The sequence below is a fragment of the Streptomyces sp. NPDC005648 genome (assembly GCF_040605395.1).
Lineage (GTDB): Bacteria > Actinomycetota > Actinomycetes > Streptomycetales > Streptomycetaceae > Streptomyces.
The window spans coordinates 26,462-49,173 of sequence record NZ_JBEXCS010000038.1 but is presented as its reverse complement, the minus strand read 5'-3'; the positions used below and the strand labels follow the sequence as shown (position 1 = coordinate 49,173).

Below are 22,712 nucleotides of genomic sequence, written 5' to 3'. Positions count from 1 at the left end.
CGGATCGATCCTCCGGTTGACCCCTGCACGCATCTCGCTTCCCTACGCTGGGTTACGTGCAGCGCCTCTATGACTTCCTCCGCAGACACCCGACAGGGGTCGACACCTTCTGGGCCGTCTTCCTGTTCGGGATCTCGCTGCTGAGCGGAACCGCCAGTTCGGCGGTCCGGGGTACCGATTCACCGGCGCTGATCGTTCCGGTCGCGTTCCTGCTCTGCCTGGTGATCGCGCTGCGCCGGCGCATGCCGGAGAAGATGCTGGTGCTGGCGGCCGGACTGGGTGTGGCGCAGTTGGTGCTGAACGTCCAGACGATGGCCGCCGACTTCGCCATGCTGGTGATCGTCTACACGGTGGCCGCGACGGGCGCCCGATGGGCCTCCCGGCTCGCGCTGGCCATGGGGCTGTGCGCGGCGCCGCTGGCGCAGGCGCGCTGGCCCCTGGACGGCAGCGCGCTGGGCAACGCCGCGAAGGCGGTCTTCCTGACCGTGCCGTTCGCGCTGGCCTGGGTGCTCGGCGACTCGATCCGCACCCGGCGCGCGTACTTCGCGCAGCTGGAGGAGCGCGCCGCCCGCCTGGAGAAGGAGCGCGAGGCGCAGGCCAAGGTCGCGGTCGCCGCCGAACGCGCGCGGATCGCCCGCGAGTTGCACGACGTCGTGGCGCACAACGTGTCCGTGATGGTGGTGCAGGCCGACGGCGCCGCCTACGTCCTCGACACCGCTCCCGACCAGGCGAAGAAGGCCCTGGAGACCATCTCGTCCACCGGCCGTCAGGCCCTCGCCGAGATGCGCCGCCTGCTGGGCGTGCTGCGTACCGGCGAGCACAAGGAGGCCGGCGAGTACGTTCCGCAGCCCGACGTCGAGCAGATCGACGAGCTGGTCGAGCAGTGCCGTACCTCCGGTCTGCCCGTCGACTTCAAGGTCGAGGGCACCCCGCGCCCGCTGCCCAGCGGTGTCGAGCTGACGGCGTACCGCATCGTGCAGGAGGCGCTGACGAACACCCGCAAGCACGGTGGGCCCAACACGGGCGCGAGCGTGCGGCTGGTGTACTTCGACGACGGGCTCGGGCTGCTCGTCGAGGACGACGGCAAGGGCGCCCCGCACGAGCTGTACGAGGAGGGCGGCGCCGACGGCCAGGGGCACGGCCTGATCGGGATGCGCGAGCGGGTCGGTATGGTCGGCGGGACCCTGGACGCGGGCCCGCGCCCGGGCGGCGGATTCCGCATCAGCGCCCTGCTGCCGCTGAAACCCGCACACTGAACCGACGCATGTCCCCTGGTGACACCTGTAACGGTCCTTGTGACGAACCCGGCCGACGTAGAACCAACCTGCCGACCGGCCGACGTAGAACGAACGCCGACGCAAACGGAAGAGACGGAAGAGGCTCCGATGACGATCCGCGTGATGCTCGTCGACGACCAGGTGCTGCTGCGCACCGGGTTCCGGATGGTGCTCGCCGCGCAGCCGGACATGGACGTCGTGGCGGAGGCCGGGGACGGGGTGGAGGCCCTTCAGGTGCTGCGTGCGACCGAGGTCGACGTCGTCCTGATGGACGTTCGTATGCCGAAGCTGGACGGGGTGGAGACGACCCGCCGCATCTGCCAGGAGCCCAATCCGCCCAAGGTACTGATCCTGACCACCTTCGACCTCGACGAGTACGCCTTCTCGGGGCTGAAGGCGGGTGCGTCCGGTTTCATGCTCAAGGACGTGCCGCCGGGTGAACTCCTGCACGCCATCCGCGCCGTGCACAGTGGCGACGCGGTGGTCGCGCCGTCGACCACGCGCCGGCTCCTGGACCGGTTCGCGCCGATGCTGCCGAGCGCCGGGAAGGAGCCCCAGCACAAGGAGCTGGAGCGGCTCACCGACCGGGAGCGCGAAGTCATGGTGCTGGTCGCGCAGGGCCTGTCGAACGGCGAGATCGCGGCCCGGCTCGTGCTGTCCGAGGCGACCGTGAAGACCCACGTCGGCCGCATCCTCACCAAGCTCGGGCTGCGCGACCGGGTGCAGGTGGTGGTCCTGGCGTACGAGACCGGGCTGGTCCGCGCGGGTGGGCACGGGTGATCCACACGCGCGTGACCCCCGCGTAATCGCCGCCCACTAGGGTCTGCGCATGCTCCTGTGGATCAACGGCCCCTTCGGGGGCGGCAAGACACAGACCGCGTACGAGATACAGCGGCGTCTGCGGGGCAGCGTCGTCTGCGACCCCGAGCACGCCGGTTTCGGTCTGCGCCGGATGCTGCCGCCCGACCTGCGCGGGGACTTCCAGGACCTGACCTCGTGGCGGCAAGGAGTCGTCGAGGTCCTCGACCTCGCCCTCACCAAGCACGACGGGGTCGTGATCGTGCCCATGACGGTCACCAACTCGGGCTACTTCGAGGAGACCGTGGGCCGGCTGCGTGAACTCGGTCACGACGTACGCCACTTCACTCTCCTCGCCCAGCGCGAGACCGTCCTCAAGCGGCTGCGTGAGCGCGGCTTCGGACACCTCCTTCAGTACGTCGGCGGGAAGAACGCCGGCCTGGGACGCGAGACATGGGCCGTGCGGCAGCTCGACCACTGTCTGGAGCGGCTGGTGGAGCCCGAGTTCGCCGAGCACCTGTGGACCGACCACTCGACGGTCCCGAAGACGGCCGACCGCATCGCCGTGCTCGCCGGGCTGACACTGCGCCCCAACAACGAGGGTGCGCTGCGGACGCGGCTGCGGCAGGCGCGGGTGGGCATCCGGCACATCCGGTTCGACTGATCCGGCGGGCGCCCGCTCAGCGCAGGATGCCCTCCAGGAAGTCGCTGCCCAGCCGGGCCACGACGGATATGTCCAGCTGGTGCCGGACATACCGGCCGCGGCGGCGCGTGGTGATCAGGCCGGCCTTCTTCAGGACGCCCAGGTGCCGGGATATCTCCGGGGCGGTCATCCCGTGCGCCTGCGCCAGCTCGCCGGTGGTGTAGGCGCTGCGGGCCAGATCACGGCAGATCCGCATCCGGACCGGGTGGGACAGCGCGGTCATCCGCAGCGCGAGCTGCTCGACGGAAGGCGGCGCGGCGAGCTCCGGGGAGCCGACCGGATAGTGGACCACCGGCCGCCAGCCGGGCCGGTACAGGACGGCGAGATGGGGCCAGCCGAGACTGGTCGGCACGAGGAGGAGACCGCCGTCTCCCGTGGCCGTACGGCCGACGTTCAGCTTGTCGACCGTGATCTCGGCGGCGGCCTCGTCGAGGGTGACCGCCGGGGAGGCGGCGGCCAGCGCCTCGGCCAGGCCCTTGCGGCGCAGCAGGTCGGTCTTGTGGCGGGCGTCCGCCGTGAGCCGGTGGCGCAGCCGGGACCAGACCTCGGCGAAGAACGCCTCGTCGCAGTCCTGGAGGAACCGACGCAGCCAGGCCCGGATCTTCGGCGGATCGGTCAGCAGCAGCTCGGTGAACCGCACCTGGCGCGGTCCGCGTGCGGCGGCCAGCTCCAGGGCGCGCCGGCCCTGCCGGGCGTCGACGAGCCGGCCGGGCCCCACGCCGTACGACATCGCGCAGCTGAACTCCAGTGCCGCGTCGACGAACTGTTCGTCCGTCAGCTTGTCCAGCAGGTCCAGCTCCTCGGCGAGCGTGGCCCCGGGGAGGGCGGTGGCGCCCGGGATGCCCGCGTACGGCAGGAACAGGTCCGAGAACGTCGTCGTCCACAGGAAGTCCGCGTCGCACATCCGGTCGGCCAGATGCGGGTCCAGGCCGGCGGTCACCCCTGTGACCCAGCCCCGCAGGCCCGGGTGGTGCCCCGGCTCGGACAGCGCGTGCAGTGCCATGCCGAGTTCGGCCAGGGGCGAGGGCACGACGGCGACCCTCTCCGGCCGCAGCCCCGCGATGTCGATGCGCACGCTCATGACCTCATGGTGCACCCCGCCACTGACAACGCCGCCGGGCGGTTCGGCCGGGCTCGGTCTACTTGGCGGCCTCCTCCTTCAGCCGTACGACGAACTCCGCGACCGCCGCCTTGACGTCGTCGGCGGTCCACTCCAGGCCCGCGGCGCGGACGTACACCTCGGTCATGGCGAGTCCCGGGCCCCTGGCGTCCCAGGCATCCGCGAACAGGGAGGTGCCCGTCTCCTCGGCCGCCCGGATCGCCGCCTCGGCGACCACGTCGGGGTCGTACGGCAGCCAGACCTGGAACTCGTTGGTGTGCGGCACCTCCGGGTGGACGCGCATCCATGGCACCCCGGCCGCGGTGAAGCCCTCGCGCAGCGCGGCGGCGACCACGCGCGCGTGGTGTACGTATGCGGGCAGCCGGGGCAGTTCGCGCTCCAGGCCGGCGAGGGCCGAGAGGACGGTCGGGAACTGCTGGAAGATCTGGCCGCCGTACCGGTGCCGCCAGGTCCTCGCCTCGTCGATCAGTGTCTTCGGACCGGCCAGCGCGGCGCCGCCGTAGCCGTCGAGGGACTTGTAGAACGACACGTAGACGCTGTCCGCCAGGCCCGCGATCTCGTGCAGGGGGCGGTCGAAGTGGACGGTGGACTCCCACAGGCGCGCGCCGTCGAAGTGCACCACCGCGTCGCGCTCGCGCGCCGCCTCCACCACCTCGGTGAGCTCCTCCCAGGAGGGCAGCACGAAACCGGCGTCCCTGAGGGGCAGTTCGAGCATCAGCGCCCCGAAGGGCTCGTCGAAGTGGCGCACCTCGTCGGCGGTGGGCAGCCGGGGCTCGCTCGTCACCCGGACCGGGCGCAGGCCGCTGACCTGGCTGAAGGCGTGCCGTTCGTGCACCTCGGGGTGGGCGAGCGCGTGCAGGGCGACGGCCGGGTCGCCGGTTCGTCCCGCCCAGCAGCGCAGCGCCACCTGCTGGGCCATCGTGCCCGAGGGGAAGAACGCGGCGGCCTCCTTGCCGAGCAGCCCGGCAACCTTCCCCTCCAGGGCCTCGACGATGCCGTTGCCGTAGATGTCCGCGGGCTCGTCCAGGTCGTACAGGTCCTGCGCGTCCTCCAGCAGCGCCAGGCGCTCCCGGAGCGTGCCCAGGAACCCGGGGCGCGCGAGGGCGCGCTTCGCGCTCCGGTACGCGCTGATGCGCCGCACACGGCGGCGCTTGAGCCGTTCTTCCTCGGAGATCCCCTCGCCCGACCGGCCGACCTGGTCCGTCGCTTCGTCCCTCGTATCGCTCATGGGCCGGATCATGCCTGGCCGCCGACCGTGCGGGCACCCGGATTTCCGCGGGGCCCGCCCGTGTGCGGACGGTGTGCGAAAGCCCACAGCCTGTGGACGACCGATCGCCCCTCGGACCGATAGCGTTAACATGACGAGAAATCGTCCGGTACCCGGAGCGGACTGGAACGGGAAGGCCGCCGTCGCGTGAGTACAAGCCAACTGCCAGACCCCAAGGACCGTCCCGCGCGGCTCACCGTCGGTGTCGTCGGCGCCGGCCGCGTGGGCCCCGCACTCGCCGCGTCGCTCCAGCTCGCCGGGCACCGTCCGGTGGCCGTCTCCGGCGTCTCCGACGCCTCCCGCAGGCGCGCCGCCCAGCTGCTGCCCGATGTGCCGCTCGTCCCGCCCGCCGAGGTGCTGGAGCGCGCCGACCTGGTCCTGCTGACCGTGCCGGACGACACCCTGCCCGGGCTGGTGGAGGGCCTCGCGGAGACCGGGGCCGTCCGGCCCGGCCAGCTGCTCGTGCACACCTCCGGGCGCTATGGCGCGAAGGTCCTGGACCCCGCCCTGCGCGCGGGCGCGCTGCCGCTGGCGCTGCACCCCGCGATGACCTTCACGGGCACGCCCGTGGACGTCCAGCGCCTGGCCGGCTGCTCGTTCGGGGTCACCGCTCCCGTGGAGCTGCGCCTGGCCGCCGAGGCCCTCGTGATCGAGATGGGCGGCGAGCCGGAATGGGTCGCCGAGGAGATGCGCCCGCTGTACCACGCGGCGCTCGCGCTGGGCGCGAACCACCTGGTCACGCTGGTCGCGCAGTCCATGGAGCTGCTGCGCGCGGCCGGTGTCGAGGCGCCCGACCGGATGCTCGGCCCGCTGCTCGGAGCCGCCCTGGACAACGCCCTGCGCTCCGGGGACGCGGCCCTGACCGGCCCGGTCGCGCGCGGGGACGCGGGCACGGTCGCCGCGCACGTCGCCGAGCTGCGCCGGCACGCCCCGCAGACCGTCGCCGGCTATCTCGCGATGGCCCGCGCGACCGCCGACCGGGCGCTCGCGCACGGTCTGCTCAAGCCCGAACTCGCCGAGGACCTCCTGGGGGTGCTCGCCGACGGGCGCGAGGGCACCAGGGGCGCCGAGGGAGAGGCCCGATGACCACCGTCCTGTTGCACACCGCCGACGAACTCCACGCACGCGCGCGGGCCGGCCGACGTGCCGTGGTGATGACCATGGGCGCCCTGCACGAGGGCCACGCCACGCTGATCCGCAGCGCGCGGGAGACCGCGGGCCCGCAGGGCGAGGTCGTCGTCACGGTCTTCGTCAACCCCCTCCAGTTCGGCGAGGGCGAGGACCTCGACCGCTATCCGCGCACCCTGGACGCCGACGTCAAGCTCGCCGGACTCTCCGGCGCGGACATCGTGTTCGCGCCCTCCGTGGACGAGGTCTACCCGGGCGGAGAGCCCCAGGTCCGTATCAGCGCGGGCCCCATGGGGGAGCGCCTGGAGGGCGCCTCGCGCCCCGGTCACTTCGACGGCATGCTCACCGTCGTCGCCAAGCTGCTGCACCTCACCCGCCCCGACGTGGCCCTGTACGGCCAGAAGGACGCCCAGCAGCTCGCCCTGATCCGGCGCATGGTGCGCGATCTGAACTTCGGCATGGAGATCGTCGGCGTGCCCACCGTGCGCGAGGAGGACGGGCTGGCGCTCTCCAGCCGCAACCGCTACCTCTCGCCGGCACAGAGGCGGACGGCGCTCTCCCTCTCCGCCGCGCTGTTCGCCGGCCGCGACCGGCACGCGGCCCAGGAGGCGCTGCGCGCGCGGGCGCGCGAAGTGCCCGCCACGCACGCGCGTGCCGAAGCCCTCAGCGCCATAGGGGAGTCCCGCGCGGCCGCCGACGCGCACGCCGTCGCGAAGGCGATCCCGGGCGCCCCCTCCGCCGTCCGCGCCGCGGCCCGCCTGGTCCTCGACGACGCCACCCGGCTCTCGCCGCCGCTGGTCGTCGACTACCTGGCCCTCGTCGACCCGTCCGACTTCACGGAGATCGAGGACGACTTCACCGGCGAGGCCGTCCTCGCCGTCGCCGCCCGGGTCGGGACGACCCGGTTGATCGACAACATCCCACTCACTTTCGGAACCTTCGGAGCCGCCTCGTGAGCAGCACAGGCATACGACTGCACGCGCCAGCGCCCGGCTGGGCCATCGCCGCTGACGTGGTGGTCGTCGGCTCCGGAGTGGCCGGCCTCACCGCCGCGCTGCGCTGCGAGGCCGCCGGCCTGAAGACGGTCGTCGTCACCAAGGCACGCCTCGACGACGGCTCCACCCGCTGGGCGCAGGGCGGCATCGCCGCGGCCCTCGGCGAGGGCGACACCCCCGAACAGCACCTGGACGACACCCTGGTGGCCGGCGCCGGTCTGTGTGACGAGGAGGCGGTACGGATCCTCGTCACCGAGGGCCCGGACGCCGTACGGCGGCTCATCGCGACCGGCGCGCACTTCGACGAGTCCGAGGAGGGCGCGCTCGAGCTCACCCGCGAGGGCGGCCATCACCGCCGCCGTATCGCGCACGCGGGCGGCGACGCCACCGGCGCGGAGATCTCCCGGGCGCTCGTCGAGGCGGTACGCGCGCGTGGGCTGCGCACGATCGAGAACGCGCTCGTGCTGGACCTGCTGACGGACGCGGACGGCCGTACGGCGGGCGTGAGCCTGCATGTGATGGGCGAGGGCCAGCACGACGGCGTGGGCGCCGTGCACGCCCCCGCGGTGGTCCTCGCGACCGGCGGCATGGGCCAGGTGTTCTCCGCGACCACCAACCCGTCCGTGTCGACCGGCGACGGCGTCGCGCTCGCCCTGCGCGCGGGCGCCGAGGTGAGCGACCTGGAGTTCGTGCAGTTCCACCCGACCGTGCTGTTCCTCGGCCCGGACGCGGAAGGCCAGCAGCCGCTCGTCTCCGAGGCCGTGCGCGGTGAAGGCGCCCACCTGGTCGATGCCGACGGCGTGCGCTTCATGGTCGGGCAGCACGAGCTCGCCGAGCTCGCGCCCCGGGACATCGTCGCCAAGGGCATCATGCGGCGGATGCAGGAGCAGGACGCCGAGCACATGTTCCTCGACGCCCGGCACTTCGGCGCCGACATGTGGGAGCACCGCTTCCCGACGATCCTCGCCGCCTGCCGGGCGAACGGCATCGACCCGGTCACCGAGCCCATCCCGATAGCGCCGGCCGCCCACTACGCCTCCGGCGGCGTCCGCACCGACTCCCGCGGCCGTACGACCGTCCCGGGCCTGTACGCGTGCGGCGAGGTCGCCTGCACCGGCGTGCACGGCGCGAACCGGCTCGCCTCCAACTCGCTCCTCGAAGGCCTCGTCTACGCCGAGCGCATCGCCGCCGACATCACGGCGGCCCACGCGGAGAACGGCCTCCACGCGCGCGTGCCCGAACCGTTCGAGCGTCCCGAGACGCCGGCCCACCCGCTTCTCGCCCCCGAGGACCGCTTCGCGATCCAGCGGATCATGACCGACGGCGCGGGCGTCCTGCGCTCCGCGCACTCCCTGGAGAGGGCCGCCGACCAGCTCCAGCGGCTGCACACGGAGGCCCGCGACGCCCTCGCGGAGAACGGCAAGACGGCCGAACCCGGCGTCGACACCTGGGAGGCCACCAACCTCCTGTGCGTGGCCCGCGTCCTGGTCACCGCCGCCCGGCTGCGGGAGGAGACCCGGGGCTGCCACTGGCGCGAGGACCACGCCGAGCGCGACGACGCGACATGGCGCCGCCACATCGTCGTACGTCTCAATCCGGACCGCACACTCGCCGTACACACCACCGATACCCCAGACTTCCCCCCGACCCGGCAGACTCGGCAGCCCCAGCAGCGCCCTCAGGAGCAGTGACAGAAGTGAGTACCCCCGAACTCCCCCTCGTGTCGAACGGCGGCTGCGGCGACGGCTGTGCCTGCGGCGCCGACGGCGACGCGGAACACGCCGACCACCTGGAGTGCGGGCTCGACCCCGCCCTCGCCGAGCTTCTGGCCGACGCCGGACTCGACCCGATCGAGATCGAGGACATCGCCCATGTCGCCATCCAGGAGGACCTGGACGGCGGTGTGGACGTCACGACCGTCTCGACCATCCCCGAGGACGCCGTCGCCACCGCCGACTTCACCGCGCGCGAGGGGGGCGTCGTGGCCGGGCTCCGGGTCGCCGAGGCGGTGCTGTCCGTGGTCTGCGAGGACGAGTTCGAGGTCGAGCGGCACGTCGAGGACGGCGACCGGGTGGAGGCCGGACAGCGGCTGCTGTCGGTCACCACGCGCACGCGCGACCTGCTCACCGCCGAGCGCAGCGCGCTCAACCTGCTGTGCCGGCTGTCCGGCATCGCGACCGCCACGCGCGCGTGGGCGGACGCGCTGGACGGCACGAAGGCACGCGTGCGTGACACCCGCAAGACCACTCCGGGGCTGCGCTCCCTGGAGAAGTACGCGGTCCGCTGCGGCGGGGGCGTCAACCACCGGATGTCGCTGTCGGACGCGGCGCTCGTCAAGGACAACCACGTCGTCGCGGCGGGCGGGGTCGCGCAGGCCTTCAAGGCCGTGCGCGAGGCCTTCCCGGACGTGCCGATCGAGGTCGAGGTCGACACCCTGCACCAGCTGCGCGAGGTCGTGGACGCCGGAGCCGATCTGATCCTGCTGGACAACTTCACGCCCGGCGAGTGCGAGGAGGCCGTGGCCCTGGTGCACGGGCGGGCCGCCCTGGAGGCGTCGGGACGGCTCACCCTGGAGAACGCGAAGGCGTACGCGGACACCGGGGTGGACTATCTCGCCGTGGGCGCGCTGACCCACTCCTCGCCCATCCTGGACATCGGGCTCGACCTGCGAGCGGCGGAGTAGGTACGGGCCATGCTGCTGACGATCGACGTGGGCAACACCCACACCGTCCTGGGGCTCTTCGACGGCGAGGACATCGTCGAGCACTGGCGCATCTCCACCGACGCGCGCCGCACGGCGGACGAGCTGGCGGTCCTGCTGCAGGGCCTGATGGGCATGCACCCGCTGCTCGGTGACGAGCTGGGCGACGGCATCGACGGCATCGCCATCTGCGCGACCGTGCCGTCCGTGCTGCACGAGCTGCGCGAGGTGACACGGCGGTACTACGGGGACGTACCCGCCGTCCTCGTCGAGCCGGGCGTGAAGACCGGTGTGCCGATCCTGACCGACAACCCCAAGGAGGTCGGCGCGGACCGCATCATCAACGCGGTCGCCGCGGTCGAGCTCTACGGCGGCCCCGCGATCGTCGTGGACTTCGGTACGGCGACCACGTTCGACGCGGTCTCCCCGCGCGGGGAGTACGTCGGTGGTGTCATCGCCCCCGGTATCGAGATCTCCGTCGAGGCGCTCGGCGTCCGGGGCGCGCAGCTGCGGAAGATCGAGGTGGCCCGGCCGCGGAGCGTGATCGGCAAGAACACGGTCGAGGCGATGCAGGCCGGCATCATCTACGGCTTCGCCGGCCAGGTCGACGGAGTCGTCAGCCGCATGGCGCGTGAGCTGGCCGAGGACCCGGAGGACGTGACGGTGATCGCGACGGGCGGGCTGGCGCCGATGGTGCTGGGGGAGTCCTCGGTGATCGACGAGCACGAGCCCTGGCTGACACTGATCGGGCTGCGGCTGGTGTACGAGCGGAACGTGTCTCGGATGTGACGGTGGGCGGGGCGGCCCGGCTGCAGGGCTCCCACCGGGCCGAAAGGGCCGGCAGGGCCGAAGGCGCCGGCGTGGGACAACCGGGTGGCCCGGCTCGCCACACCCACCCTCCTGTGTCGAATTTGTCTGATTAGCGCGTATCGTCACGGCATGCCCACGCCTTACGGATCCCGCGGCGGCATGGCGTTCGGCGTGGAGGAGCTGCGTGTGCTCCGCCGCGCTCTCGCCCTCGCCCTCCACCCCAGCCCCGCCTCGGCCGAGGACGTCCAGGAGTGCCTCCGCCTCGCCGAGTCCCTCGACGAGGCGATGCGGGAGGGTGCCCGGCTGCGCGCCTTCCTGGTGGCCGACCTGGCTCGTTACCGCGCCGCCCTGCCCGGTACCGCCGTCGGCTATCTCGCACTGCTCGAGGAGGCGCTGGGGGCCGGCTACCGGCCGGACCCCGACGATCTCGCCGCGCTCCGGGCCCTGCGCGGCGGTCCGGTGGCCGCCGCACTCCTGGACCGCTGCCAGGTGCTCGCGGAGCAGGACGTACGCGCCCGTCTCGCGCGCGGCGCGACCCGCGCGGCCTCCCCGGCCGTCCCCGCTTCCCGTACCCGGCTCACGGCCCTCCCGGGGGGCCTCTCGGGCGCCCCGGGCCGCGTCGGCGGTGCCGTGAGCGCCGGCCCGTCCGGCGACGCCGACCAGGACCCCGCCCGCAAGCCCGAGAAGCAGCCTGCGGAGAAGCCGGCGCCGTCCAAGCCCGCGCCCGGCCCGGCCGCTCCGAAGCCGCACCGCCCGATCCCCACCCCCGGCGAGGTCTTCCCCCGCCGTAAGCCGGGCCCGCCACCTGCGGAGAACCCGCCCCGGCAGCTCGCGGCGGGCTGATAACGGTCCCGCCGCCGGACGGATCGGCGCCCGTGGCTACCCTGGTCGTATGGACTATGTCTCCGCGCTCGTGCCCCCGGTCGTCATGGCCGTGTTCTTCATCGGCCTGATCAGGGTGATCGTGAAGACCCAGGGCGGGGCCAACAAGGCCAAGGAGGACGCCGCGGTCGACGCCGCCATCGCGCGCGCGGAGGCCGCCCGGCAGGCTCCGGCGAAGAGCGACTGAGCGGCGCCGTTCCGGCTGCGCCGCACCGGCGTACGACTCGTGAGATCCCGAGTCGTACGCCCTTTTTGTTCCTGTTTGCCGGTGTAAGCGCACGTCCGGCACGCGAATGCCGAGATCTCCCACTATTGTGCTGAGCTGTGCCTCGCCCATTGGGAGAACTCGAAGACGCGGTCATGACGCGGGTGTGGAAGTGGAACCGCCCGGTGACCGTTCGAGAAGTCCTGGAAGACCTTCAGCAGGAACGGTCCATCGCCTACACCACGGTGATGACCGTTTTGGACAATCTCCATCAGAAGGGCTGGGTGCGCCGTGAGGCGGAAGGCCGGGCCTATCGATATGAGGCCGTCTCCACCCGCGCCGCCTACGCCGCCGCGCTGATGAACGACGCCTGGTCGCAGAGTGACAACCCCGCCGCCGCTCTCGTCGCGTTCTTCGGGATGATGAGCGAGGAACAGCGACAGGCGCTGCGGGACGCCGTACGCATCGTCCAAGGGCCGGAAACAGCCGAACCGCGGGATGGCGGGGAGGAGAACCCCGGTTCCACGCCCGGCGGTGGTGGGCGATAGCGTCCGCTCATGTCAGCAGAGAGCCCCGAAGGCCTCGAAGGTCCCGAAGTCAGCGCTAAAGCCATCACCGTCCGTCGGGCACGCACCGGCGATGTCACGGCCGTACGTCGTCTCCTTGACACCTACGTCCGCGGCCGCATCCTGCTCGACAAAGCGACGGTCACCCTTTACGAGGACATCCAGGAGTTCTGGGTCGCCGAACGGGACGACAACGCCGAGGTGGTCGGCTGCGGTGCCCTGCATGTGATGTGGGAAGACCTCGCGGAAGTGCGCACTCTCGCGGTGAAGCCCGGCCTGAAGGGCGCCGGTGTCGGCCACCAGTTGCTGGAGAAGTTGCTGCACACCGCGCGTTGGCTGGGCGTTCGTCGTGTTTTCTGCCTCACCTTCGAAGTGGAGTTCTTCGGGAAGCACGGCTTCGTCGAGATCGGTGAGACACCTGTCGACACCGATGTCTACGCGGAGCTGCTGCGTTCCTATGACGAAGGCGTGGCGGAGTTCCTCGGTCTCGAACGGGTGAAACCGAACACCTTGGGCAACAGCCGGATGCTTCTGCATCTGTGATCACCGAACAGCACGGCGTATTACCCGCTCGTCCCTGCCCAGGTTCCCTATGTCCGAAACGCGCATGTTTCCGGACCATGGGCCGGGCGCGGGTCTCACTCCGAGTCTCTCCGAAGGGTTTGTGTTTTTCCCGCAAAAGCGGTTTGCTTTCCGACGTACTGCAGTACTGCATATAACAGGGGACGGCGAAACGGCGGACGCCGCAGGCCCCCGGCCCTCAAGTTATCGATGAAAGGAAATCCGGTGGCACAGAAGGTTCAGGTCCTTCTTGTCGACGACCTCGACGGCGGCGAGGCGGACGAGACCGTCACGTTCGCGTTGGACGGCAAGACGTACGAGATCGATCTCACGACCGCCAATGCGGACAAGCTCCGTGGCCTTCTCGACCCTTACGTGAAGGGTGGTCGTCGTACCGGAGGCCGCGCTTCGGGCGGGCGCGGAAAGACCCGTGCCGCCGCCGGCGGCGGCAGCCAGGACACCGCGCAGATCCGCGCGTGGGCGAAGGAGAACGGTTACGAGGTCAATGACCGCGGCCGTGTTCCGGCGTCGATCCGCGAGGCCTACGAGAAGGCGAACGCCTGATCACCGGCCCTCGCGAGGGCCGAAGGCTCGGCGCACGCGCGCCGCAGCCGCAACCGGTGGCACTGCGTGGCCACCGTGTGCACGAGTCGTACGAGATCGGGGGCGCACCCGCCGCCCCCCAAGGCCGACAGCGTCGGCAGCGAGGCCTCGACCTCGCGCCCCGGCTCGGGGGGCCGCAGCCATACGGCGGCCCCCTGCAGGGTGCCCCCGAGGTCCGGGAGCGGCAGCGGTCGCGCGCCGGCCGGGCCCGGCGGCCGTAGGACCCGAGCCGCCTCCTGCGGGAGCAGCGGCGCGTCCATGACGCCGCCCTCGCCGATCGTGACCAGATCGAGCGCCAGCGCCCCCCACTCCAGCCAGTCCAGCAGCCCCGGCAGCTCCTCCGCGCTGCCCGCCGCCATCAGCAGCCGCATCCGCTCGCCCCGGAGGGCCACCGGAGCGCCCGGCGCGAGACGGCGCAGGGCCGCACGGCCCGCCTCGGCAGGGACGTCCAGGACGTCGAAACGTTCGCCCACCCGCAGCCGTACTCCCGGGTGGGGCCGGTGTGGGTCCTCGGGCACCGTCGGCCAGCCCAGTTCGTTCTCGTACCAGCGGCGCAGGTGATCGCCCGACCGGTCGTCCGGATCGAGCGGGCGGCGCGGGAGCGGGACCGTGGTGAGGTCCGTGGACGCGGGAGGGAGGGTTTTCGGGTGGTGGCTGCCGACCATGCCAAGCGCAACCGCGGGAAGACGCCGCGAGTTACGCTGGGTGTTTCGACGAATGCGCAGAGTGCCGGAAATGGGGGCGTGCGAGGGTGTGACGAGGCGCAAGGTTGTTCGCCCATAGCGGAGGGAACCGGTGCGCGCGGCATGGAGTGTCAGTCCCAGCGGGTAAGACATCCCTAGTGGGAGGGGGCGACACGCAGAACCGGGCGTCTCACGTTCGCCATCGGCGTACTGATGGTGAGGGTAACTGCCTGGCCTGCGGGAACATCGTCTCGCACCATCGGGTTGGAGCATATGTCGGCGTTCGGGGTCAGGAGGAAGTGTTGGTTCTCGGTCCGGTGTCGGCAGTTGGAATGAGCGGTCCCCGCTTGCGGGACTAAGCTGCGGAAGGACAGGGAGGGGAAGTTCCCCCCACTGCCTGACCGCTCTGAGGAGCGATTAACGATGTTCGAGAGGTTCACCGACCGCGCGCGGCGGGTTGTCGTCCTGGCTCAGGAAGAAGCCCGGATGCTCAACCACAACTACATCGGCACCGAGCACATCCTCCTGGGCCTGATCCACGAGGGTGAGGGTGTCGCCGCCAAGGCCCTTGAGAGCCTCGGGATTTCGCTCGAGGCGGTCCGCCAGCAGGTGGAGGAGATCATCGGCCAGGGCCAGCAGGCCCCGTCCGGGCACATCCCCTTCACCCCCCGTGCCAAGAAGGTCCTGGAGCTGTCGCTCCGCGAGGCCCTTCAGCTGGGTCACAACTACATCGGCACGGAGCACATCCTGCTCGGCCTGATCCGTGAGGGCGAGGGCGTCGCCGCCCAGGTCCTGGTCAAGCTGGGCGCCGATCTCAACCGGGTGCGGCAGCAGGTCATCCAGCTGCTCTCCGGCTACCAGGGCAAGGAGACCGCCACCGCCGGCGGGCCTGCCGAGGGCACCCCCTCGACGTCCCTGGTCCTCGACCAGTTCGGCCGGAACCTCACCCAGGCCGCTCGTGAGTCCAAGCTCGACCCGGTCATCGGGCGCGAGAAGGAGATCGAGCGGGTCATGCAGGTGCTGTCCCGCCGTACCAAGAACAACCCGGTCCTGATCGGTGAGCCCGGCGTCGGCAAGACCGCCGTCGTCGAGGGTCTCGCCCAGGCCATCGTCAAGGGCGAGGTGCCCGAGACCCTCAAGGACAAGCACCTCTACACCCTCGACCTCGGCGCGCTGGTCGCCGGCTCCCGCTACCGCGGTGACTTCGAGGAGCGCCTGAAGAAGGTGCTCAAGGAGATCCGCACCCGCGGCGACATCATCCTGTTCATCGACGAGCTGCACACGCTGGTCGGAGCGGGTGCCGCCGAGGGCGCCATCGACGCGGCTTCGATCCTGAAGCCGATGCTGGCCCGCGGTGAGCTCCAGACCATCGGTGCCACCACGCTGGACGAGTACCGCAAGCACCTGGAGAAGGACGCGGCCCTGGAGCGCCGCTTCCAGCCCATCCAGGTCGCCGAGCCCTCGCTCCCGCACACCATCGAGATCCTCAAGGGTCTGCGCGACCGGTACGAGGCCCACCACCGTGTCTCCATCACGGACGAGGCCCTCGTCCAGGCCGCGACCCTGGCCGACCGGTACATCTCGGACCGCTTCCTGCCGGACAAGGCGATCGACCTGATCGACGAGGCCGGTTCCCGGATGCGCATCCGCCGGATGACCGCTCCGCCGGACCTCCGCGAGTTCGACGAGAAGATCGCGGGCGTGCGCCGCGACAAGGAGTCCGCGATCGACTCGCAGGACTTCGAGAAGGCCGCCTCCCTCCGCGACAAGGAGAAGCAGCTCCTGGCCGCCAAGGCCAAGCGGGAGAAGGAGTGGAAGGCCGGCGACATGGACGTCGTCGCCGAGGTCGACGGCGAGCTGATCGCCGAGGTCCTCGCGACCGCCACCGGCATCCCGGTCTTCAAGCTGACCGAGGAGGAGTCCTCGCGTCTGCTGCGCATGGAGGACGAGCTCCACAAGCGGGTCATCGGCCAGAAGGACGCCGTCAAGGCGCTGTCGAAGGCGATCCGTCGTACGCGTGCGGGCCTCAAGGACCCGAAGCGTCCCGGTGGTTCGTTCATCTTCGCCGGCCCGTCCGGTGTCGGTAAGACCGAGCTGTCCAAGGCGCTCGCGGAGTTCCTCTTCGGTGACGAGGACGCGCTGATCTCCCTCGACATGTCGGAGTTCAGCGAGAAGCACACGGTCTCGCGTCTCTTCGGTTCGCCCCCCGGCTACGTGGGCTACGAAGAGGGCGGCCAGCTGACCGAGAAGGTGCGGCGCAAGCCGTTCTCCGTCGTCCTCTTCGACGAGGTGGAGAAGGCCCACCCAGACATCTTCAACTCGCTGCTGCAGATCCTGGAGGACGGTCGGCTGACCGACTCCCAGGGCCGGGTCGTGGACTTCAAGAACACGGTCATCATCATGACGACCAACCTCGGCACCCGGGACATCTCCAAGGGCTTCAACCTGGGCTTCGCGGCCTCGGGTGACACCAAGTCCAACTACGAGCGCATGAAGAACAAGGTCTCGGACGAGCTCAAGCAGCACTTCCGCCCCGAGTTCCTCAACCGCGTCGACGACGTGGTCGTCTTCCCGCAGCTCACCCAGGCGGACATCCTCGCGATCGTCGACCTCATGGTCGGCAAGGTCGACGAGCGCCTCAAGGACCGGGACATGGGCATCGAGCTCTCCCAGTCCGCGAAGGAGCTGCTGTCCAAGAAGGGTTACGACCCGGTGCTGGGCGCGCGTCCGCTGCGGCGCACGATCCAGCGCGAGATCGAGGACACGCTGTCGGAGAAGATCCTCTTCGGCGAGCTGCGTCCCGGTCACATCGTGGTCGTGGACACGGAGGGCGAGGGCGAGACCCAGACCTTCACCTTCCGCGGCGAGGAGAAGTCGGCACTGCCGGACGTTCCGCCGATCGAGCAGGCGGCCGGCGGAGCGGGTCCGAACCTGAGCAAGGAGGCGTAGCCCTGCGGGGTGAGCCGTGAGAGGGGCCGGTGCCTTCGGGCACCGGCCCCTTTCGTTCGGTCAGAAGGCGGCGAAGTGGGCGGGCTCCAGGGTGACCTCGGCGTGCGGGAAGAGGGCGGCGTAGGGGGCCGGATCCGACGGCGTGGATCGCTCCGCGTGCAGGGTGACCGTCCTCACCTGGGGGCAGCATCGGGACAGCGGTGTCAGATCCGTGTCCTCCCGAAAGCGTGAGACGTGCAGGTCCGCGATCGCGGGCAGGTGCGGGGCATCCACGAGCCGGGGGACGAGCCCCGCCTCGATCGTCAGACGGGCGAGGCGAGGAAGCCCGGCGACCTCGGACCAGTCCCGCGGGCCCAGAGGCGCGTCGATGTCTCCCCAGAGGCTGAGATTCTCCAGCGTCGACCAGTGGCTCAGGCCACGCAGTCCGGTGGCCGTGACGAACTCTCCCGCCAGGCTGAGCGAGGTCAGCGGCGCGTCCTGGGGCAGGGCGGCCAGCCCGCCACCGGAGAGGGGAGTCACCAGGGTGAGGGACTCCAGGGCGTCGAGACGGTTCAGGCCGGACAGTTCGCCCAGCCCGTGCAGGCTCAGATCACGCAGACCCGTCTCGGCCAGTGGCGAGAGATCGTGTACGTCGGCGCTGCGGGCCAGAAGCAGACTGCGCAGTGAGCCCAGGGCGGTCAGCGGACGCAGATCGTTCAGCAGCTCGTTCTCGTAGAGGGCCAGGCTCTTCACGCCCTCGGGCAGTGTGCTCAGCAGATCCGGGAGCGCGTGGTTGCCCGTGACGGCGATACACGCCCGGGGCCCCAGTAGCGGCAGGGCCCGTATGTGCTGGGCCGTGCTGAGGAAGACGTAGAGGTCGTGGCTCTCGACGTGGGCGAGCACGTCGTCCGCGTACACCTCCGCGTCGAAGCGCTCCCAGGCACGTATCAGGGTGAGGCGGACCCGGTGCGCCGGATGGTCCCGGAACCGCGCGAGTACCGGTACCGCGGCATCCGTACCGACCAGTGCGGCCGTCGCCGTCACCGCCTCGGCCTCGTCGTCCGACAGGCCCGCCGGGCCCGGCAGCAGCTCCAGGACCAGGGGACCGGCCGCCGCCAGCTGCTTGGCCTCCTCCGTCGTGGCCGGCGGCAGCAGCGTCGCCGTCAGTTCCTCGATCCGACGCCGTACGACCGGATCCAGTTCCGTCGCGTGCTCCAGGCACGCCATCGCCAGCAGGTGTCCCCGCTTGTCCGCCGACCCCGTCAGCAGCCCCAGCAGCTCGGCCCGCTCCCGCGGGCGTCCCTGCGCCACCGCCATACGGATCACGTCCGCCCACTGGTCGTCGCCCGCGTGCTCGGCCAGCAGCCCGAAGTCACCCGCCTCCACGGCCGCCCTGGCCCCCAGATAGTCCTGGAACGTCCGGTGCACGAAGTGGATCGTGTCCGGGGTGGGCGACAGCAGCAGCCCTGTCCGGACGAGGAAGTGCCGCAGTACCGCATGCGCGTCCCCGAGCACCCGCGCCGTCGGAATCGCCGGCAGCACCTCCCCGATGATGTTCTCCGCCCGGCTGCGGTCCATCTCCGTACGGCCGTTGCGGATCAGCCAGTACGCGAGCCGGTGCAGCAGCTGGAGCTGGGGCTCCTCGCTCAGCTCCGGCCCCGACACGTCCCGCTCCCGGTCGCGGCGGACCAGGAGCATCGAGAGGGCGGAGTCGTACAACTCCTTCCGCCCGTGCGGGAGATAGCCGCGCCGGTCGCGGTGCAGGGCGCAGATCAGGCCGCACATCAGGGGGTTGGTGGCGAGGCGGCCGAGGTCGGGCTTGGTGCGTACGGCGTCGAGCAGCTGGGCCTCGTAGGCGGGCAGCAGCAGGTCCTCGTCGGGGACTCCGGTGGCGGCCGCGCGGTGCCAGCGCCTGATGAAGGAAGCCACGTCCGACGGGCTCATGGAGGACAGTCCCAGCTCGGTGAATCCGTCCGCGGCGAGCCAGTCCTCGCGGACGGCCGAGGGACGGGAGGTGACGAGCCAGCGGTTGCCGGGGAACGTCTCCAGGAGGTCGCGCAACCAGGTGCGGGCGCGTGCCCGTTCGGGCTCGGGGACCTCGTCGAGGCCGTCGACCAGGACGAGTGCGCGGCCGGCGGACAGGACGCGGCTCTCCCAGCCCTCCGGCTGCGAGCCGGCCAGAGGGCAGCCGACGGCGGCCAGGAAGTGGGCGGGGGCCGGGAGGCCCTGGCCGTGGCGCGTCAGGGTGCGCAGCGGGAGGACGAAGGGGATACGGCCGGTGAGATAGGCCATGCGGTCGGTGGCGTCGGTCGCCGCGGAGACGGCGAGCCACTGGATCAGGGTGGTCTTGCCCGAGCCCGCGCCCCCGCGCAGGAGGACCCGGTCGTGGCCGGACAGGGCCTGGTCGGCGGGGGCGGAGACGGGCGCGGCGGAGGGCGGGGCGAAGGGCAGTTCCTCACCGCGCCCGATCACGTCCAGGCTGAGGTAGGCGGCGTCGAGGGGCCAGCGGTCCGGGGAGTTGGTGAGGTCGACGCCGTAGATGGTGAGCTTGCCGTGCTTCGTGGCGACGTACTTGAGATAGCCGCGCTCGAAGGCGGTGTCGCGGGAATCGGGGCGAGGGGCGCGGGCGAGCAACTCGTCCACCTTGGCGATGAGTTCGCCCTGCACCCGGGTCTGTTCCACCAGCGTGCGCGCCACGAAGGTGGAGCGGCGGGTGAAGAACTCCAGGATCTGGAGGCAGGCCCACTCGGTCGCCGAGTCGAGGAAGACGCCGGCGTCCGTGGAGAGGCCGTCGGGAGGCGGGGCCTGCCGGCGCAGTCGCCGGGCCAGTTCGGCGCTGCCCAGCTCCACGGCCTGGACGTCGTCCATGTCCAGGTCGCCGAGGGCGAGCAGCCGGCAGGCCAGGGCATCGGCCACGGCGGTCTGTTCGTCGGCAGGGAAGGGCGGTTCGCCCGGTGACTCGACCGCCTGGGCGACCAGGTGCTCGGCGAGCTTGCGCACCTCCTTCTCGCCCAGCGTCCGCTTCTCTCCCCGGAACGACACCAGGTCCTTCAGCCGTACGGGCCTCTCGACCAGCCCGGCACCCGGCTGGTCCGCCGCGAACAGCTTCTTCACCAGCGGGCCGACCAGGCTCGACGCCAGCTTGCTGCCCAGCACCGTGGGCTCCATCCGCCACCCCCGTGACTCGCGCCTACGGATGGAGCCTAGCCGGGGGCTATGACAACTGACCGTCGTAATCCGGGAGTTTGAACGTCCTGTCGGCGTGGCCGCCGGTGAGGTCGGTGGTGCTGTTGCCGATGTTGGCGATGATGTCGTAGCCCTTGTTCTCGATGTCGACGCGCTGGGCCGTCTTGTAGGCGGCGACGTCCTTGAAGAGGTCGAAGAGACCGCGGGCGTAGAGGCCGGAGACCTTGTAGCCGTCGTACTCGAGGTTGTACTCGGTGGGCAGGTGGATGATGCCCGGGCGGGCGGTGACGAAGAAGAGGGAGACTCCGTGCTCCTGGGCGTACTTGGCGACGTTCAGGACCGGCTTGTTGGCGGGCTGCGGGTAGCTGAAGCCGTAGTCGGTCTCCAGGGTGGTGTTGTCGATGTCGAAGACGATCGCCTGCTTCTCGCCCGGCCTGGCGGCGGCTGTGCGCTGCTCGAGGTAGGGGAGGGCCTGGTCCATCACCGTCCGGCAGTCCTGCTGCCAGGTCGCGTAGTCGACGTCCCCGGTGCTCGTCGCCGCGTTCGCGGGGGCGGCGAGGGCCAGCAGGGCGGAGGCCGAGACGGCGGTGACGGCTGTGCGGCGTGCCCAGGGGCGTCTGTCGGTCATGGGTTGGGGTCCTCTCGCGTCTGTATGTCGTTGTCGGGTGCATGCTGCTGGGCGAGGGTGGCGCGAGGGGAACCGTAGGGTTACTGGGCGGTAAGTCGCCAGAGATGTGCATCACATGGCGTTGGGGATTCCTCGGGGCAGTTCTGGATACAGCCGGTGACATGCCGCACAGGCGATTTGTCCGTTACTAGGGCTGATAGTTGATCGCCGCGGTGGGGTGAAAAGGGATTTTTGACCCGGAATTCCCTGTCAAGGCAGGGAAAGTTTTGGGTTGAATTACTAGTTTTCGTCGTAGATCTCGGGTTTTGGGGTCGGCCGGGGAGCGGGTTACCAAGGGGTGGTCCATCCGGCGGCCGTCTGCGCGCCGGGTGGTTTTTCTGTCCCCGAACCCCCGAGGTCCTGATGTTCGCGCGTGTCCCGTCCCGTTCTTCCCGTACGTCCTCGCTGCGCACCCGCGCGGCCGTCCTGGCCGTCGGTCTCGGTGCGTCGGTCGTGCTGGGGGCCGGCGTCGCGTCCGCCGCCGACACCTCCGCCACCGGCACCGTCAGTGTCGCCGCCGCCAAGAAGGCCGCCGCCTGGGTGCACCCGGTGAAGAAGTACAAGCTCTCCGCGCGCTTCGCCCAGGCGGGCAGCATGTGGACGTCCACCCACAGCGGTCAGGACTTCGCCGTGGCCAGCGGCACCGAGGTCGTCGCCGCGCACGGCGGCACCGTCGTCAAGGCCGGCGGCAACGGCGCCGGTGACGGGCCCGCGTACGGGAACGCGATCGTGATCAAGCACGGCAACGGGACCTACTCGCAGTACGCCCATCTCTCCCGGATCGATGTCAAGGTCGGCCAGGTCGTCAGGACCGGCCAGCACATCGCCCTGTCCGGGAACACCGGCAACTCCAGCGGCCCGCACCTGCACTTCGAGATCCGTAGGACCGCCAACTACGGCTCCGCGATAGACCCCGTCGCCTTCCTCCGTGCCAAGGGCCTGAGCCTCTAGGAGGCGGCGTCGATGACGCCGACGTCGTCCAAGGCGTCGGCGTCGTCAACGGGCGCTGACGCTACGGGGCCTCCACGCGCGCGTGCGTGCCCTCGTGGGCCTGGGTGACCAGTGCCGTCGCGACCTCCAGGACCGCAGCGCGCTTCTGCTCCTCGGTGCCCGGGAGGTCGTTCAGGGCGAACATGCCGGCGTGCATCGTGAAGACCGCGCTGACGCAGCGGACCTGGTCGACCAGGTCCGCGTCCGGGTCGATGAGGATGTCGCGCATGCCCATCATGCGGTTGCGGAAGAGCTCACCGATGCGGAGTTCCTTCACCGTCGCCTGGTTCTCCTGCATGAAGCGGAAGAGCGGAAGCGCCTCGGACAGCGCCTCGTTGTAGCGGCGGATGATCTCCTGCTTGGTCTCCAGGGTGTGCGGCTGCCGCCTGCCCCAGTCGATCAGTTCCTCGATCGGCTGGGAGAGGTCCTCGAAGATGCTGACGAGGATCTCTTCCTTGGTCTTGAAGTGGTAGTAGAGCGCGGCCTTGGTGACGTCCAGGCTCTCCGCGATCTCGCGCAGTGAGGTCTTCTCGTAGCCCTGCTCGGCGAAGAGTTCGAGCGCCACGTCCTGGATCCGCTGGCGAGTGTTACCGCGGCGCTGCCGCTTGGTGCCGTCCATCGTGCCGCCCATTCTCGCGCTCC

Annotated in this window: 21 protein-coding genes; 15 read left to right on the top strand and 6 right to left on the bottom strand. The window is 70.9% G+C overall.

Annotation, left to right across the window (positions count from 1 at the left end):
• Positions 1–56 precede the first annotated feature (56 nt).
• The 3 genes from ABZT17_RS22345 (at position 57) to ABZT17_RS22335 (ending at position 2,739) form a co-directional block, all read left to right on the top strand.
• Positions 57–1,256 (top strand): sensor histidine kinase, encoded by a 1,200-nt coding sequence (locus tag ABZT17_RS22345; RefSeq protein WP_356351279.1) that lies wholly within the window; start codon positions 57–59, stop codon positions 1,254–1,256.
• Positions 1,257–1,385: 129 nt separating this feature from the next.
• Positions 1,386–2,057 carry a response regulator transcription factor gene (locus ABZT17_RS22340; protein WP_356351278.1) on the top strand — a complete coding sequence of 224 codons (672 nt, stop codon included), beginning with the start codon at positions 1,386–1,388 and terminating at the stop codon, positions 2,055–2,057.
• A 49-nt stretch (positions 2,058–2,106) separates the two neighbouring features.
• Positions 2,107–2,739, top strand: coding sequence for an AAA family ATPase (locus tag ABZT17_RS22335; RefSeq protein ID WP_356351276.1), 633 nt, complete (start codon positions 2,107–2,109; stop codon positions 2,737–2,739).
• Positions 2,740–2,755: 16 nt separating this feature from the next.
• Here the strand turns inward: ABZT17_RS22335 and ABZT17_RS22330 are convergent, their stop codons facing one another.
• Positions 2,756–3,859 carry a DUF5937 family protein gene (locus ABZT17_RS22330; protein ID WP_356351275.1) on the bottom strand — a complete coding sequence of 368 codons (1,104 nt, stop codon included), beginning with the start codon at positions 3,857–3,859 and terminating at the stop codon, positions 2,756–2,758.
• A 58-nt stretch (positions 3,860–3,917) separates the two neighbouring features.
• On the bottom strand, positions 3,918–5,126 hold the full coding sequence (locus tag ABZT17_RS22325; protein WP_356351274.1) for a beta-eliminating lyase-related protein: 1,209 nt from the start codon (positions 5,124–5,126) through the stop codon (positions 3,918–3,920).
• 186 nt (positions 5,127–5,312) lie between these two features.
• On the opposite strand from ABZT17_RS22325, the gene ABZT17_RS22320 reads away from it, so the two are divergent.
• From ABZT17_RS22320 to ABZT17_RS22275, 10 genes are all read left to right on the top strand, one after another.
• Positions 5,313–6,251, top strand: coding sequence for a DUF2520 domain-containing protein (locus tag ABZT17_RS22320; protein WP_356351272.1), 939 nt, complete (start codon positions 5,313–5,315; stop codon positions 6,249–6,251).
• Complete coding sequence (gene panC, locus ABZT17_RS22315) at positions 6,248–7,249, top strand: pantoate--beta-alanine ligase (RefSeq protein ID WP_356351270.1); 1,002 nt, start codon at positions 6,248–6,250, stop codon at positions 7,247–7,249. Before ABZT17_RS22320 ends, panC begins: the two co-directional genes overlap by 4 nt.
• The gene (locus tag ABZT17_RS22310; RefSeq protein WP_356351269.1) at positions 7,246–8,979 is read left to right on the top strand and encodes an L-aspartate oxidase; all 1,734 of its coding nucleotides are present in this window, start codon (positions 7,246–7,248) and stop codon (positions 8,977–8,979) included. The genes panC and ABZT17_RS22310 overlap by 4 nt, the downstream gene beginning before the upstream one ends.
• A gap of 5 nt (positions 8,980–8,984) precedes the next feature.
• Entirely contained in the window at positions 8,985–9,971 is a 987-nt protein-coding gene (gene nadC, locus ABZT17_RS22305) for a carboxylating nicotinate-nucleotide diphosphorylase (protein ID WP_356351319.1), read from the top strand.
• Positions 9,972–9,980: 9 nt separating this feature from the next.
• Complete coding sequence (locus ABZT17_RS22300) at positions 9,981–10,778, top strand: type III pantothenate kinase (protein WP_356351268.1); 798 nt, start codon at positions 9,981–9,983, stop codon at positions 10,776–10,778.
• A 180-nt stretch (positions 10,779–10,958) separates the two neighbouring features.
• Positions 10,959–11,642, top strand: coding sequence for a hypothetical protein (locus ABZT17_RS22295; RefSeq protein ID WP_356351318.1), 684 nt, complete (start codon positions 10,959–10,961; stop codon positions 11,640–11,642).
• A gap of 49 nt (positions 11,643–11,691) precedes the next feature.
• Positions 11,692–11,868 carry a hypothetical protein gene (locus ABZT17_RS22290; protein WP_356351266.1) on the top strand — a complete coding sequence of 59 codons (177 nt, stop codon included), beginning with the start codon at positions 11,692–11,694 and terminating at the stop codon, positions 11,866–11,868.
• A 137-nt stretch (positions 11,869–12,005) separates the two neighbouring features.
• Positions 12,006–12,434 carry a BlaI/MecI/CopY family transcriptional regulator gene (locus ABZT17_RS22285; RefSeq protein WP_356351264.1) on the top strand — a complete coding sequence of 143 codons (429 nt, stop codon included), beginning with the start codon at positions 12,006–12,008 and terminating at the stop codon, positions 12,432–12,434.
• A gap of 9 nt (positions 12,435–12,443) precedes the next feature.
• The gene (locus ABZT17_RS22280; RefSeq protein ID WP_356351263.1) at positions 12,444–12,995 is read left to right on the top strand and encodes an amino-acid N-acetyltransferase; all 552 of its coding nucleotides are present in this window, start codon (positions 12,444–12,446) and stop codon (positions 12,993–12,995) included.
• Between the two features lie 243 nt (positions 12,996–13,238).
• Positions 13,239–13,577, top strand: a complete 339-nt coding sequence (locus tag ABZT17_RS22275) for an Lsr2 family protein (RefSeq protein ID WP_356351262.1) — start codon at positions 13,239–13,241, stop codon at positions 13,575–13,577.
• Here the strand turns inward: ABZT17_RS22275 and ABZT17_RS22270 are convergent.
• A complete protein-coding gene (locus ABZT17_RS22270) occupies positions 13,556–14,281 on the bottom strand; it encodes an SCO3374 family protein (RefSeq protein WP_356351261.1) in 726 nt (241 codons plus the stop codon). The genes ABZT17_RS22275 and ABZT17_RS22270 overlap by 22 nt on opposite strands.
• Before the next feature lie 441 nt (positions 14,282–14,722).
• On the opposite strand from ABZT17_RS22270, the gene ABZT17_RS22265 reads away from it, so the two are divergent.
• A complete protein-coding gene (locus ABZT17_RS22265) occupies positions 14,723–17,248 on the top strand; it encodes an ATP-dependent Clp protease ATP-binding subunit (protein WP_356351260.1) in 2,526 nt (841 codons plus the stop codon).
• Positions 17,249–17,308: 60 nt separating this feature from the next.
• Here the strand turns inward: ABZT17_RS22265 and ABZT17_RS22260 are convergent, their stop codons facing one another.
• Both ABZT17_RS22260 and ABZT17_RS22255 read right to left on the bottom strand, forming a co-directional pair.
• On the bottom strand, positions 17,309–20,395 hold the full coding sequence (locus ABZT17_RS22260; RefSeq protein WP_356351259.1) for an NACHT domain-containing protein: 3,087 nt from the start codon (positions 20,393–20,395) through the stop codon (positions 17,309–17,311).
• A 46-nt stretch (positions 20,396–20,441) separates the two neighbouring features.
• A complete protein-coding gene (locus ABZT17_RS22255) occupies positions 20,442–21,041 on the bottom strand; it encodes an HAD family acid phosphatase (protein WP_356351258.1) in 600 nt (199 codons plus the stop codon).
• Between the two features lie 402 nt (positions 21,042–21,443).
• On the opposite strand from ABZT17_RS22255, the gene ABZT17_RS22250 reads away from it, so the two are divergent.
• Positions 21,444–22,031 (top strand): M23 family metallopeptidase, encoded by a 588-nt coding sequence (locus tag ABZT17_RS22250; RefSeq protein WP_356351257.1) that lies wholly within the window; start codon positions 21,444–21,446, stop codon positions 22,029–22,031.
• 61 nt (positions 22,032–22,092) lie between these two features.
• On the opposite strand, the gene ABZT17_RS22245 is transcribed toward ABZT17_RS22250, so the two are convergent.
• Positions 22,093–22,701, bottom strand: a complete 609-nt coding sequence (locus ABZT17_RS22245; RefSeq protein WP_356351255.1) for a helix-turn-helix domain-containing protein — start codon at positions 22,699–22,701, stop codon at positions 22,093–22,095.
• Positions 22,702–22,712: the final 11 nt, after the last annotated feature.